The sequence below is a fragment of the Frankia sp. CcMO1 genome (assembly GCF_977945845.1).
Genome location: NZ_CDWTMG010000060.1, coordinates 1 through 12,142, shown reverse-complemented (window position 1 = coordinate 12,142; position 12,142 = coordinate 1). Strand labels below are relative to the sequence as shown.

Here is a 12,142-nt window from a genome sequence, read left to right as displayed (position 1 = left end):
GGCGTCGCTTCCGCCCCGCAGGTAGAGGTGTCCCGCGTCTGACCTGGCGTCCGCGTCGCACTGGCCCTACAGGCTTGCGACGCATTCCCCCCGGTTGTCACACCGCTCGCAGGGCTGGCGTAGGGCCGGCTGTAGGGCCAAGAGGCCGTCGGACCCTGAAACCGCTGACTCAAGATCGGTTGCTCTCGACGTTGCTCATGATCGCTGAATGCTGCCCGTCAACTGGACCGATGCGACAACGGTCCTGCGGGCGATGCGTCTCACACCTTGTCGTCTCACATCGTTTTCGGAGGGTTAAGTGTGGAGACGATCAACGGAATCCCGAGTGCCTTTGGCGGATTCGGATCACTCTTCATCCGGGCCGTGAAATGGCGATCGGACCGAGCGCCGGGACACCTGGTGGCACGCGATGCTCGTAGTCCTTCTCGGTCCGCTGCTCCTGTTGGTACTGATGGAAGAGCCGTGCAACGTCCGGCTCGGCGAGTACGACGAAGAGAAGATACTCACCTCGCTCGGGGTTTCCCTGCTTGTCAGTGCCGCCGATGTTCACCTGACCACAGTCGAACGTCCTGTGGACCACGGGGCATGGTCCGTCCGGGTCGACGCTGGTGAACGGTCCGGACAGCGCCGTCCCATCCTTGGGGTTGTACCGGCGCGTTGCGACCCATACCTCAGTCCCAAGTGGAAGATCACCCAATAGCCGACCTTGGACGGGCAGCACCTGGTCATTCAAGTGCAGTGAAGACGTGGAAGGAGAGAGGAGCTTGATGACATCCGCGCTTAGTTCCCTCGCAGGCGTTCCTTGCACTCCGGCGCCCAAGGTCGGCGGCGACGTCAAGGCCGGGGAAGGCTGGGACGAACCGCCGAGCCGTGGGCCGACGACATGGATTAATGCGACGATTACAGCGGTTGCCGCAGAGACGATTGCGAGTGTAAGAGCGGATACTTTAGCCGGGGAGCCATGTCGCCGAGCGGGCTGACCGTGACCGCGAGGTGTCATGCCTGCATAGAAGCAGTACCGGCTGGCTCCGATACGTGACTTACGGCGTGTCGCCTGAAGATCTGACCGATGGTGCGTCACATCCGAAACACCCGTCACAAAAGCATAAAAGGGAGTCTCCCGTCTCGCGTTGTCTGCGAGTGGGCGTCGCCAATAGCCGGCGGTGTCCCCCTCCGCGAGGTGCGGACACCGATATGCGTCCGTTCTGGCGCGTCGGTCGTGCGAGTGCACCGAAGGCAGGGCGAGTATCGCGAACGCCTTGGACTGCCGAGTCGCAGCAAATGACCACCGATTCGTAGTTCCCTGGGATCGAACCCTGAATCCGCGGACTCAAGATCGATTGTTCTCGACGTTGCTCGTGATCGCTCGATCCTGCCGGTTACCTGGAGGACTTCGTGGAACGTCGCTGCTCGGCCGCGCCGGTGCAGTGGCAGAGTTTCGCGTCATTCTCCATGCCTAAACCGTGCAACCGATCACAAGAGAACCCATCTCACCGCGCGCGGGTCCTCATGACACCGTCGCGCTCAGCCCCCGCTCAGCCCTGACGCTGCCAGCGACGACGATGGCGCGGAACATCAACAACAGTTAGCGCGCGTCGCGGGAGCAAAACGACAAACTCCGGGGACTTCAACACTTCGGGAACGAAATTCTGGGGCGATCGAGTCGGTTGGCCGCCCGGCCCTTCAGCATCCGGGGCTCTCAGTCCAAGTCGAAGACTCATCGAGAAGTGCCATTCGACTCAATTCCTCCCTCTCCGCACTTTGCACATTGACCCTTGCAATTGGCTTCTTATCCAGGGAGGCGTAACGTTGAGAGGGAGACCTCCGATGCACACGTACGCAGATGCTATCGGCACCGTTTCAGACAGGGGGGAACACATGACCCGAAAGCGGGTTAGGAGGGGCCTCGCAGCGGCAATGCTCTGCTTGAGCGCCGTCGGGGTGGGACAGGCAAGTCCAGCTATGGCTTTTCCCGCAAATTGTGGATCGGGCATCGCTGGCGCCACGGGCGGCGGCGCCGTCGTTGCCTGGTGCCATTCGGGCTCAGGGCAGATGAGGGCCGTCGCGGGCTGCAACTGGTGGGGATGGGCAACGATCGCCCGAGGGAATTGGGTATCAGTCCCCGGCACCGCCAAGGTGTGGTGCCCGTGGCCTTATGCGCCGACCTGGTCCGGCTTCGACGTCCGCTGAGCCGACCGTGCGGTGATTCGGGCGGTCCGACGGGGCAGGTAGCACAACGTCACCCGCCTCGTCGGACCGCATTTCGGCGTGCGCCTCAGGCCAACGCCAGATCAAATGGCTAGGTATCCCCCGTGCCAGGATTGTTCAGCGGCTCCATCGTTGTTGAGCGGCCTGGCGAGTGGTGCCGAGGCGGGAGGCGATCTCCGCCCAGGAGTATCCAAAGGCGCGGAGGCCGTCGACAGCGGTCTGAGTCGCGGCATTCAGCTCCTCTTGGAGGGCGAGGAGGTCGGCGAGGCCGTCGACGTCTCCTTCGGCGATGCGGCGGCCGTGGGCGCGGATGATGCGACGAGCGAAGGCTGCGTAGTCGTCGTTCTCGACGCTGCTGCGGCCCTTGCGGGAGCGTGCCGGCCGCTGGGTGGAGCTGCTGCCGTTCAGGTTGTTGGGTGTCAAGGCGGTGTTGACGCTGTTCGGGCACATGGATGCCTCCGCGGGGAATGGGCTGGCGGTGGGGGCGGCTCTTGTGCCCCCACCGCGGGCCGCAGGTACCGCGCCCGGCGAGGCTCGCCGTCAACCCCTCCCGCCCGCGCAACCCGGCCCCGCGCATGTGCGGCGAGCACATCCCCCGACCACCCCGGGGAGTCAGGGGTTGATGGTGAGACCGGGCGTGGTACCGGAAGGCGAGCCCCGGCACGCTGGTGATCGGCCTCGCGCGTCACGCCCCGGCGATCAGCTCCGAGCAGCCTCGCGTGGGCCGGACGACAGCCGGGCACCTCACCACGGACCGAGGCGATCCCGCGCGTCAATGCCGCCTTGACGCTCGTCTGCATTCCGCAGTCGGCCCTGGCTGGTGCCGGATGCTGCTCGTTCAGGCGTTCACATAACCGGCTGCCGCCGGGCGCCCGGCGGAACGGCGCCGGAGGTGCCGCAAGTCCGCCGGGCTGGCCCGGCGGCGCGCCGCGCTTGCGCGGCGCCTTGATCTTCAAGAGGTCAATTCGGCAGCATCCGGCGTTCGTGCCTGTGCTGTGCCGGGTGATGCGCGGCAGTCCCGTGCCACCTGTTGGTTGACAGTCCGGGGCGGGCCGAGAGGCCGGCGCGCGTGAACCGCTCGGGAACCGGTCGTGCTGGCGCTGCGGCGGGGTGCGAGACTCCGGGCATGACGTCGGTGACGCTGGTCCTGTGGGACGTTGACCATACGTTGATCGAGAACGGTGGTGTGAGCAAGGAGAACTACGCGCTGGCGTTCGAGCTGTTGTTTGGGCGGGCGCCGGTCGAGCAGCCGAAGACTGACGGGCGGACCGACGTCGCGATCATGGAGAACTTGCTGCGGGCGAACGGGGAGGACCCGCAGGCGCACCCGCTGGATGGCCAACTGCGCCAGCTGATTGAGGCGGGCGAGCGGAATCGTTCGGCGCTGGCTGAGCGTGGGTTCCCGCTGAAGGGTGCAGCGGCGACGTTGGCGCGCTTGGCGGACGAGCCGGGCGTGATTCAGTCGGTGCTGACTGGGAATGTCGAGGAGAACGCGCGGGTGAAGTTGGGCACGTTCGACCTGGACGGATGGCTGGACTTCTCGGTGGGTGGCTTCGGGCGTGAGAGCCGGGTGCGCGCCGACCTGGTGCCGGTCGCTCAAGGGAAGGCGGCCGAGCGGTACGGCTTCGATCCTTCAAGCGACGTCACCGTTCTCGTCGGCGACACCGAGCTCGACGTCCAGGCCGGCTTGGTTGGTGGTGCCCGGGTGATCGGCGTCGCTACCGGAGTTTCCTCGGTGGAGGAGCTGGTCGCGGCGGGCGCGCACGAGGTGCTGGAGGACCTGGCGGACGTCGATGCGTTCGTGGCGGCGCTACGTCGGGTGCAGCAGCTCGGGCCGGCGACGCCGCGGTTTCAGGACGCGGGCGGCTCGTAGTCGTACGACTCGCTCCACGCGAGCTCGAAGCTCTTCTCGTACGTGTCGAACAGGTCGCTGGTGGGCACCTGCTGAAGGTGCAGGATCGGCGCGCAGTAGCCGTAGGTCCCGTAAATGTGCTGGTTGACCAGCATCTGGTCGTCGAACCGGAAGATCGAGTTGTAGAGCGTCGTGCGGTGCAGGTGGAACTCGATGCCGGGAACGCCCACCAGGGGGCGGTAGTAGGCCAGAGCCATGCGAACGCGGCCGGGGATGGCGTCGTACAGGCGCTCTTCACGGCCGCGCAGGGCCAGTTCAGGGCTGTCGGGGTCGCCGAGGGCGAACCTGACCTTCACTCCGGTGGCGGCCTTGTGCTTGATGACCTCGACGGCTTCCGGGTTGTCCTCGGGCAGGAACAGGCTGGCGAAGGTCAGCACGTCGATCCGCTCCTTGGCGGACATCACGTGCTCGAGCCAGTAGTTCTTGGGCACCTGCGAACGGTGCGGGTAGAAGGCCATCACCTCGGCATCGGCCGTGGCGTCGGCATGAGGTTGCCGGCCCTTGTTGAGCCACCTGCGCACGGTCGAGGCGTCAACACCCAGCTCCTGCGCGAGGTCGCCGACCGCTGGTGATCCCGGCCCAGGTCCCACGGGGAGCGGCGCAGCCTCCGGGGTCGATGGTGCTGGGAGAGGAGCTGCCGGAGCGACCGGTGCGGGTGTGGTCTCCCAGGGGCGATTGGCGAGGCCAAGGTAGATGCCGGGGATATGCAAGGCGTCGGCGACTCGGACGATCACGCTGAAGGTCGTGATCTTCTCGTGTCCGTTCATGATTCTGCTGACGCGGCTCTGGGACAGGCCCCCGCCGACGGCGGCGGCGATGTCGTTCTGGCTGAACCCCTGCCACTGGCGGATCAGGTTGAAGACGCTCTCGAAGTCGTGGTTCGCGCACGCTTCCTTGAAGTCCTCACGCTCCAGGAGCCGCGCTGAGAGGTGGTAGTTCGGGGGCGTCGGCACCGCGGCTCCCTTCCAGTCAGTGACGTTTGGTTCGCAGAGCGTACCGTGTGGGTAGGTCAACCTGGTATAGACGCATCTGCCGCTTTCCAAGCGCTCGCGCGGTCGTAGACCGCCCTCGAAGCGCTCCCGGGGGCCTCCCGGCGGGTGCCGCCCATACAGCCTTGGTATTGCCAAGGCTTCGTTTCGGGTCCCGCTTGCGGTCCACGAGTTTCGTTGGCAGCCGGTCCGCCCGTGTTGACGCCCTCCAAGTCCACGGGCGGGCTGGCCGCCAGTGCCAGGGACGGCGACAAGGGGAATCGAGTGTCGGTCAAGCCGGTGTTGTTCGGGTACCTGCGACTGCGGGTCACCGCGACGAGCGGCGAGGAGACGCGTGGGCGTCGGGAGCTGGCGGCGTTCGCGCAACGGGAGGGATTCGCGCTGGCGCAGGTGTTCGTGGACGCCAACGAGAACCGCCCGCACGCCGCGCTCTGCCGGCTCATTCACGTTGCCCGCCAGTGTGACGGCGCGGCCGTGGCGGTCCCGCATCTCGGTCATCTCGGCAGCGACCCCCAAGCTCGGCAAGAGATGCGGCATCGATTGGAGCGGGAATCGAGCGCGCGGCTGCTGATCTTGCAGGAGCCACGGTGATGCGGGTCGAGGTCGACGTCGCGACCGACACCGGGCCGGCGGTGGTCGAGTTCACGATCCGCCTGGACACGGTCGAGGTCCGCTACGGCGCCCGGTGCGTCGCCATCCTGGACCGGCGCCGGCTGCGAGCGTGGCTGGCGCGGCCGGCCGCCTGGTGGGCCATCGATGACGTGCAGTGGGGCCTGTCGGCAGACGGACGGGTCGTGCTGGTCGTGGTCGATGCCGGCGCGTGGGCGCTCACGCCACGAATGGTCACCGACCTGCGGGAGCAGCTGTGACCGGCGCGGGCCAACTCGGCCCGGACCAGCTGCGCCGGCACTTGGAGAAGCACGGCGTCCTCGTCCTGGCCGTGACCGACCACGTCCACCCGGGACAGTTGCTGGTGTTCCTGCACGGCAACGACGGCCGCATCAACCAAGAAGACGCCGTGCGCGCCCTCGCCGGCCTTCCCGGCGTGACTCGCGTGGTGGAGAGCCCGCAGACCTGGACCATCTTGACCGTCCACCTCGACGACCAGGCGACCGATACCGCGGAACGCTGAAACGCCGCCCACAGCAGCAGATCTCACGTAGCTGACCCTCTGACCCGAGTTGGCGCCCGCCGCGGGATCCGGCGTCAAGGCAATGTTGACAGCAAACTACGAGCGCCGACTGCCCCGGCTGGCGCGCTCGATGCCGGCTTCTATGGCGGCCAGGCGGTCGCTAATCTCGGCGAGCCGGTGGTCGAGCTGGCGCAGCGCATCGGCCACACCCTCCGCGGCCGGTGGGGCGTCGTCGCCCGTGGCGTGGCGGCGGGCGAGGAGGACGCCTGCCAAGTGGTCGTCGGGCCAGTCGAGGGCGCGGGAGATCGCGGCGAGGGTCTTGTTCTGGATCCGGCGGCCGGCGCCGTGCTGGACCTGCCGCAGGGTCGAGACGGATACCCCGGACAACGTGGAGAGTTCCTGCTGCCCGATGCGTCGGGCGGCCATCCGGTCGTTGACGGCGGCTGCGACGGCGTCCCAGTCCTCGTCGTCGGCGGGGCCGCGTGAGGTGTACACGCGCTGATTTCTCGCCTCACCCATGCTTCGGATGCTAATCAGCAGAACCGGAAATCACCGCTCTAGAACCTGTCATATGCCGTGGTGATATGAGGGCCCCATATAGAGCTGAGACCGGTAGACCAGGTTGGTATATCGCCCATACCAACCGTGAATGCATGCGTCGCCTACCGCTTGAAAAGCGCTTGGCGAGCGGTACACGCTGTCTCCGCAGGTCACAAGGGTGACCGAGTCCCACGGTCCGAGAAGGAAACCGGCGGCCGAAATAGCGGTCGGCGGTTCTCGGGCCAGTCGGGACGGTGCGATGAGTGGAGGTACGGGAATGGCCGTTGAGGGTCGGATCAATGTGCGGCACGAGGACGTGTTCACCGAGCCGGTGATTCTGTTGTCGGTGGATCCGGTGGAGGACTTCGAGAAGCGGCGGGCCGGTAATCCGGACCCGCAGGAGCGGGACAAGCAGTCCGGGCTCCGGTTGTGGTCGGCGTCGGTGTTGGACCCGACCGCGCCGCAGGGCCGGCGGGAGATCAAGGTGAAGATCGCGTCGGATCATGCGCCGGTGCCGCCGAACGGGCCGATGGCTCCGGTCGAGTTCGACGGGCTCCAGGTCATCCCGTACCTGGACGCGAACCGGGCCAAGCCCCGGGTCGCGATCGCTTACCGCGCCGCCGGGTTCCGCGTCTCGGGGCGCAGCAAGGCCGCCTGACAAGGCGGGCCAGAGCAGCACGGGAGATGGATCGATGCCCCCGGCTCGGCTGGACCCCGGGCCGGGGGCGCCACCCCCGCACGCCGTGCGGGTGGTGGGTGCATCACTGGATGGGAGATCAAGCAATGCACAGCAAGCGTAACCATGCCCGGACGCCTCGGCCCGCTGTCGGCGGCGTCGGTCGTCGGGTCGTGCGCGGGCCGCTGACCAAGCGGTGCCGCACCTGTGACCAGCCGTTCCCGGTGGCCGAGTTGCGGTTCGGCCGGTGCGGTGAGTGTGTCGAGCTGGTCGCGGTCCCGGTGCAGGGGCCGGACGGCCGGTTCATCAGCCCCGGGACGACGCGGCCGGCACCTCTGTCGGTGTCGGTGGCGGTGCCGGTTGGGGGTGAGTGCTGGTGACCACGTATGACGGCGAGAGCGAGGGCTACTTCCGGCGGCTGTGGCACGAGGACCAGGACCGGGTCTTGGCCGCCTGCCGCGCGGCGGGGCTGCTGACCGGCCTGACCGAACCGGACTACGCCGGCACCTGCACTCAGCGCCTGGACCGGATCCGGCGCGCCGTGGAGGAACTGCGGGCCGCGCTCGGGCTCAGCCCCCTCCCCTCGACCGCGACGAGTGGCGCGGGTGGTGATGCCCGGTGAAGATCAACGGGACTCGGGTTGATGATCTGATCGGGACCGGCCTGACGACCAAGCAGCGGTACGTGATCCCGCTGTGGGCCTCGGTCCTCGGCGTGACCGCCACCTGGACCGGCCGCGTGCTGGGCAAGGTCTCGGTGTGGGCGGTCCGGGCGTGGCCGCTCACGCTCCCGGCCGCGCTGCTGCTGGCCCTTTACGTGAAAGCCGGCGGCTGGGCCGTGGCCACTGCGGTCATGTGCGCCTTGGCGGCGGGGCTGGTATGGGCGCACCGGTGGCCGGCGTCATACTCCCGCCTCGTCGCGCAGCGGGCGCGGGGTGGAGTCCGCTGGCAGGTGCGGTACCGGCGGCGGTGGCATCCGGCGATGGACGGCACCGGCCTCACCCGTACGACGCCGTCCCGGCAGACGTACGCACCCAAGGTCACCGGGGTCCGCTCCACCCGCGTGGTGGACACCCTGCACGTGCGGTTGCTGCACGGGCAGACGCCGCTGGAACTGGCGCAACGGGCTGAAGGGTTGCGGCACGTGTACGGCGCCCACCGCTGCACCGTCGTCGAGGACGCCCCGGGCCGGGTGCGGGTCATCTTCTACGCCAAGGACCCGCTGCGGCGGGTGGTGCCGGCGATCGAACCCGCGAGCGTGCCGGACCTGACCGGGTTGCCGGTCGGGCGGGCCGAGGACGGCAGCACGTACACGCTCGCGCTGTTGGGGCGGCATGTCCTGATCGCGGGCGCCTCGGGTGCGGGTAAGGGGTCGGTGATCTGGTCCCTGATCCGCGCACTCGGCCCTGCCATCCGCCAGGGGTGGGTGCGGCTGCGCGGGGTGGACCCGAAGGGCGGGATGGAGCTGTACCCAGGCCGGGCGCTGTTCGCCGAGTACGCGGATGAGGACCTGGCCGCCATGGTCGCGCTCCTCGAACAGGCCGTGACGGACATGAACGAGCGCAAGCGCCGGCTGAAGGCCGACGGCGTCCGCGTCTTCACCCCCTCCACCACCGACCCGCTGGAAGTGATCGTGGTGGACGAGTTGGCGTTCCTGACCGCCTACGCCCCCAGGGACGTCAAGGCCAAGGTCGCCACCGCCTTGCAGCTCCTCCTGTCCCAAGGCCGCGCGGTCGGGTTCTCAGTGGTGGCGGCGTTGCAGGACCCGCGCAAGGACGTGCTGCCGTTCCGGGACCTGTTCACCTACCGCATCGCCCTCCGCCTGGCCGAGGACGCGCACGTCGACATGGTCCTCGGCGACGGCGCCCTCGACCGCGGCGCCACCTGCCACCTCATCCCCGCCACCCTGCCCGGGGTCGGGTTCGTCCACGTCGAAGGCGCATCCGAACCGGTCCGGGTCCGGTTCTCCTGGATCACCGACGACGACATCACCACCATGGCCCACCACTGGCCCGCACCCACCGGCACGGACGGTGGCCGCCTGGTCGACGTCACAGCCGTCGAACCGGCTGCGACGCAACAGATACAGGCCATCGAGCGGGTCGACAACGGGAGGGACTGACCATGCGCACGAACCCTCCCGCACACCTGGCGGTCGTGGCGCCGGTCGGAGCCGTGGTCACCGAGGACGGGCTCACCTTCACCGTCGAACCGGTCAACCCGGCCGCGATGCCGCACCGGGTCCGCTGCGGCCACTGCCCCTGGCACGCCACGGGCGACCTCGCGGCCGTCGTCACCGCCGTCCGGCGGCACTCCCTCGCGCACGAGCAGGACGACGCGCGGGATCGGTGGTCGCCGTGAGCTGGCTGCTGACTGCCTGCCATCACGTCGATGGCAAGGGCCGCTGCTGGGCCGCCGACTGCCTCGCCCCCGGCTGCCTCTGGACCGCCACCGAAGACAGCCCCGAGGACGCCGACGACGCCGCCCTCGACCACACCACGCACGAACACCCCGAGACGCGAGAGGAGGACGAGTGACCGCCACGGCGGAAGCAGCACTCGCCCCGGCCGAGGACACGCCCCCTCGGCCGGGGTCGCGGGCCGCTCGGGCACGGATGCCCCTCGCGCGGGATGTCGTCACCGAAGCGGCGATCTCGCACGGGGTCTGTGTGCGGCCGGTCGCGATGCGGGTCACCGACGTCCACACCGGTGAAGTGCGGTTCGTGGACGTCCCCTGCGGCTCCACCCTCGCCTCCCGGTGTGCCTCGTGTGCGGAGCGGGCACGGCGGCTGCGGATGCACCAATGCCGCGAAGGCTGGCACCTCGACCACGACCCCTTCCACACCCCCGACCCACCCACGGCGCAGCAGAAGGCGTTGGCGGTCGAGCGGGCCGACATCACCGCCGCACGCGACGAACGCCTCGACGCCGGAGACGACGGCACGGCGGCGGCATGCCGGGAGTCCCTCGCCGATGTCGACGCCGACTTGCGCAAGGCCGGCGTCCGCGGCGCCGTCGAGCCACCTGCCCAGGAACGGCGTGTGCGGTCCACCCGTCGGCGGCAGGACGCGCCGGACCTGCCGAAGAAGGCGATGGAGAACACCACCCTCGGGCGCGCGTTCGTCGGCAACGACGGCACGGTGTTTCGGCCGTCGCTGTTCCTGACCGTCACCCTGCCCAGCTACGGGCGAGTGCGCCAGGACGGAACCCCGGTCGATCCGGGCTCGTACGACTACGTGCGGGCGGCCAGGGATGCCCTCGCGGTCTCCCGCCTACTGGACCGCCTCGTGCAGAACCTTCGCCGGGTCGCCGGCTACGACGTCCAATACTTCGCCACCGTCGAACCCCAACGCCGCCTCGCCGCGCACGCGCACTTCGCCATCCGCGGCACCATCCCCCGGGCACTCATCCGGCAAGTCGTCGCCGCGACCTACCACCAGGTCTGGTGGCCCACGACCGGTGACCAGATCTACAGCCCCGACCAGGCGCCGATGTGGACGCCCGACGGCTACGCCGACCCCCAGACCGGGGAACTGCTGCCGACCTGGGACGAGGCGCTCGACCAGCTCGACCACCCCGACGCCGCGCCTCGGCACGTGGTCCGGTTCGGGCCACAGATCGACGTCCAAGGGCTCCTGGCGGGCACGCCCGATGCGGACCGCCGGATCGGGTACCTGGCGAAGTACCTGACCAAGTCCATGCACGAAGCGCACGCCGCCGACGCCGGGCCGCAGAAGGCGCACGTCGACCGGCTGCACGCCGCCCTCGCGGTCGAGCCGTGCTCACCGAGCTGCGCGAACTGGCTGCGCTACGGCATCCAGCCCAAGGGCGCCCGGCCCGGACAGACACCCGGCGGGTGCCGCTCCAAGGCACACAAGCGCGAACACCTCGGCTACGCCGGCCGCCGCATCCTCGTCTCCCGCAAATGGTCCGGCAAAACCCTCGCCGACCACCGCCACGACCGCCGCGCCTGGGTCCTGGCAACCCTCGGCATCACCGACCAACCGGGCGACATGCGCCGCGACAACTACGAATGGGAACGCGCCGACCCCGACGACCCCATCCGACCCCTCGCCAACCGGCTCCTCCACGCCATCGCCCAACGCCAACGCTGGCGCGCCGCCTACGACGCAGCGAAACGGGGCGATCCTCCCCCACCGATCGATGGCTCCACTTCGCCGCCCGGCGTCAAGGACACGTTGACGCCCGACGACCCGGATCCGGCAGGCACGACCCACGGAAGGGGGACGGCGGCGTGAGCGGTCAGGAGAGCGGCACGGCGGCGGTCGCCATCCCGTACGGGAGCGCGTGCCGGATGCTGACGCTCGCGCAGGTCTGCGAGTGGTTCAACATCGGCGAGCGGCACGTGCGGAAGCTGGTCGAGCGCGACGCGATCCCTTACCGGAAGGTCGGGCACCTGCTCCGGTTTCCCGAACGCGAGTTGGACGAGTGGTCACGGCCGGCACCCAAGGAGCATCGGCCGGCCGATGATTCGGCAACGGGCGGCCTTGCGGTGTCCATTGCATCGCCGGCCATTGCGCCGCCACGGAAACGGGCGCCAGCGGTGAGGCTCCCGAAATCGCTGATCGACTAAACCGCGTCTTGGGACCGAGCACTACCGATAGTAGGGTTCACCGGCGTTGGCTCATCATTGGGCGGTGAGCCTTCGACAATGAGGAGACACCAT

At 68.8% G+C, this 12,142-nt stretch carries 16 protein-coding genes; 12 read left to right on the top strand and 4 right to left on the bottom strand.

All coding sequences use genetic code 11. From position 1 onward, the window contains the following. Positions 1 to 352: 352 nt before the first annotated feature. Together AC08OU_RS10205 and AC08OU_RS10200 are read right to left on the bottom strand one after the other, a co-directional pair. Positions 353 to 580 carry a hypothetical protein gene (locus AC08OU_RS10205; protein ID WP_476604761.1) on the bottom strand — a complete coding sequence of 76 codons (228 nt, stop codon included), beginning with the start codon at positions 578 to 580 and terminating at the stop codon, positions 353 to 355. A gap of 1,745 nt (positions 581 to 2,325) precedes the next feature. Continuing rightward, entirely contained in the window at positions 2,326 to 2,658 is a 333-nt protein-coding gene (locus tag AC08OU_RS10200; protein WP_476604760.1) for an RNA polymerase sigma factor, read from the bottom strand. A 676-nt stretch (positions 2,659 to 3,334) separates the two neighbouring features. Between AC08OU_RS10200 and AC08OU_RS10195 the strand changes: the two genes are divergently transcribed. Next, positions 3,335 to 4,081: an HAD family hydrolase gene (locus AC08OU_RS10195; RefSeq protein WP_476604759.1), complete on the top strand. Its 747-nt coding sequence runs from the start codon at positions 3,335 to 3,337 to the stop codon at positions 4,079 to 4,081. Here AC08OU_RS10195 and AC08OU_RS10190 read toward each other — a convergent pair. Then, a complete protein-coding gene (locus AC08OU_RS10190) occupies positions 4,060 to 5,073 on the bottom strand; it encodes a helix-turn-helix domain-containing protein (protein WP_476604758.1) in 1,014 nt (337 codons plus the stop codon). The genes AC08OU_RS10195 and AC08OU_RS10190 overlap by 22 nt on opposite strands. A 300-nt stretch (positions 5,074 to 5,373) precedes the next feature. On the opposite strand from AC08OU_RS10190, the gene AC08OU_RS10185 reads away from it, so the two are divergent. The 3 genes from AC08OU_RS10185 to AC08OU_RS10175 are packed head-to-tail and all read left to right on the top strand — an operon-like array spanning position 5,374 to position 6,241. Continuing rightward, positions 5,374 to 5,700, top strand: coding sequence for a hypothetical protein (locus AC08OU_RS10185; RefSeq protein WP_476604757.1), 327 nt, complete (start codon positions 5,374 to 5,376; stop codon positions 5,698 to 5,700). Further along, positions 5,697 to 5,978: a hypothetical protein gene (locus AC08OU_RS10180; protein WP_476604756.1), complete on the top strand. Its 282-nt coding sequence runs from the start codon at positions 5,697 to 5,699 to the stop codon at positions 5,976 to 5,978. Before AC08OU_RS10185 ends, AC08OU_RS10180 begins: the two co-directional genes overlap by 4 nt. Next, positions 5,975 to 6,241, top strand: a complete 267-nt coding sequence (locus AC08OU_RS10175) for a hypothetical protein (RefSeq protein ID WP_476604755.1) — start codon at positions 5,975 to 5,977, stop codon at positions 6,239 to 6,241. The genes AC08OU_RS10180 and AC08OU_RS10175 overlap by 4 nt, the downstream gene beginning before the upstream one ends. 96 nt (positions 6,242 to 6,337) lie before the next feature. Here AC08OU_RS10175 and AC08OU_RS10170 read toward each other — a convergent pair whose 3' ends face one another. Next, positions 6,338 to 6,736, bottom strand: coding sequence for a helix-turn-helix domain-containing protein (locus AC08OU_RS10170; RefSeq protein WP_476604754.1), 399 nt, complete (start codon positions 6,734 to 6,736; stop codon positions 6,338 to 6,340). A 322-nt stretch (positions 6,737 to 7,058) separates the two neighbouring features. Here AC08OU_RS10170 and AC08OU_RS10165 point away from each other — a divergent pair, with 322 nt between their 5' ends. The 8 genes from AC08OU_RS10165 to AC08OU_RS10130 all read left to right on the top strand — a co-directional run bounded on the left by AC08OU_RS10165 (position 7,059) and on the right by AC08OU_RS10130 (position 12,049). After that, entirely contained in the window at positions 7,059 to 7,439 is a 381-nt protein-coding gene (locus tag AC08OU_RS10165) for a plasmid replication, integration and excision activator (protein ID WP_476604753.1), read from the top strand. A gap of 110 nt (positions 7,440 to 7,549) precedes the next feature. Then, a complete protein-coding gene (locus tag AC08OU_RS10160; protein WP_476604752.1) occupies positions 7,550 to 7,837 on the top strand; it encodes a hypothetical protein in 288 nt (95 codons plus the stop codon). Beyond that, a complete protein-coding gene (locus AC08OU_RS10155) occupies positions 7,834 to 8,079 on the top strand; it encodes a hypothetical protein (RefSeq protein WP_476604751.1) in 246 nt (81 codons plus the stop codon). Before AC08OU_RS10160 ends, AC08OU_RS10155 begins: the two co-directional genes overlap by 4 nt. Continuing rightward, the gene (locus AC08OU_RS10150; RefSeq protein ID WP_476604750.1) at positions 8,076 to 9,578 is read left to right on the top strand and encodes an FtsK/SpoIIIE domain-containing protein; all 1,503 of its coding nucleotides are present in this window, start codon (positions 8,076 to 8,078) and stop codon (positions 9,576 to 9,578) included. The genes AC08OU_RS10155 and AC08OU_RS10150 overlap by 4 nt, the downstream gene beginning before the upstream one ends. 2 nt (positions 9,579 to 9,580) lie before the next feature. Beyond that, a complete protein-coding gene (locus tag AC08OU_RS10145; protein WP_476604749.1) occupies positions 9,581 to 9,817 on the top strand; it encodes a hypothetical protein in 237 nt (78 codons plus the stop codon). Next, positions 9,814 to 9,993 (top strand): hypothetical protein, encoded by a 180-nt coding sequence (locus tag AC08OU_RS10140; RefSeq protein WP_476604748.1) that lies wholly within the window; start codon positions 9,814 to 9,816, stop codon positions 9,991 to 9,993. Before AC08OU_RS10145 ends, AC08OU_RS10140 begins: the two co-directional genes overlap by 4 nt. Then, positions 9,990 to 11,714, top strand: coding sequence for a replication initiator (locus AC08OU_RS10135; protein ID WP_476604747.1), 1,725 nt, complete (start codon positions 9,990 to 9,992; stop codon positions 11,712 to 11,714). Before AC08OU_RS10140 ends, AC08OU_RS10135 begins: the two co-directional genes overlap by 4 nt. 56 nt (positions 11,715 to 11,770) lie before the next feature. Further along, positions 11,771 to 12,049, top strand: coding sequence for a helix-turn-helix domain-containing protein (locus tag AC08OU_RS10130; RefSeq protein ID WP_476604746.1), 279 nt, complete (start codon positions 11,771 to 11,773; stop codon positions 12,047 to 12,049). Positions 12,050 to 12,142: the final 93 nt, after the last annotated feature.

Excerpts from the sequence above, each read along its gene's own strand:
- AC08OU_RS10195 (WP_476604759.1), top strand. The coding sequence starts at position 3,335 with ATGACGTCGGTGACGCTGGTCCTGTGGGACGTTGACCATACGTTGATC.
- AC08OU_RS10130 (WP_476604746.1), top strand. The coding sequence starts at position 11,771 with ATGCTGACGCTCGCGCAGGTCTGCGAGTGGTTCAACATCGGCGAGCGG.
- AC08OU_RS10145 (WP_476604749.1), top strand. The coding sequence starts at position 9,581 with ATGCGCACGAACCCTCCCGCACACCTGGCGGTCGTGGCGCCGGTCGGA.
- AC08OU_RS10165 (WP_476604753.1), top strand. The coding sequence starts at position 7,059 with ATGGCCGTTGAGGGTCGGATCAATGTGCGGCACGAGGACGTGTTCACC.
- AC08OU_RS10160 (WP_476604752.1), top strand. The coding sequence starts at position 7,550 with ATGGGAGATCAAGCAATGCACAGCAAGCGTAACCATGCCCGGACGCCT.
- AC08OU_RS10200 (WP_476604760.1), bottom strand. The coding sequence starts at position 2,658 with ATGTGCCCGAACAGCGTCAACACCGCCTTGACACCCAACAACCTGAAC.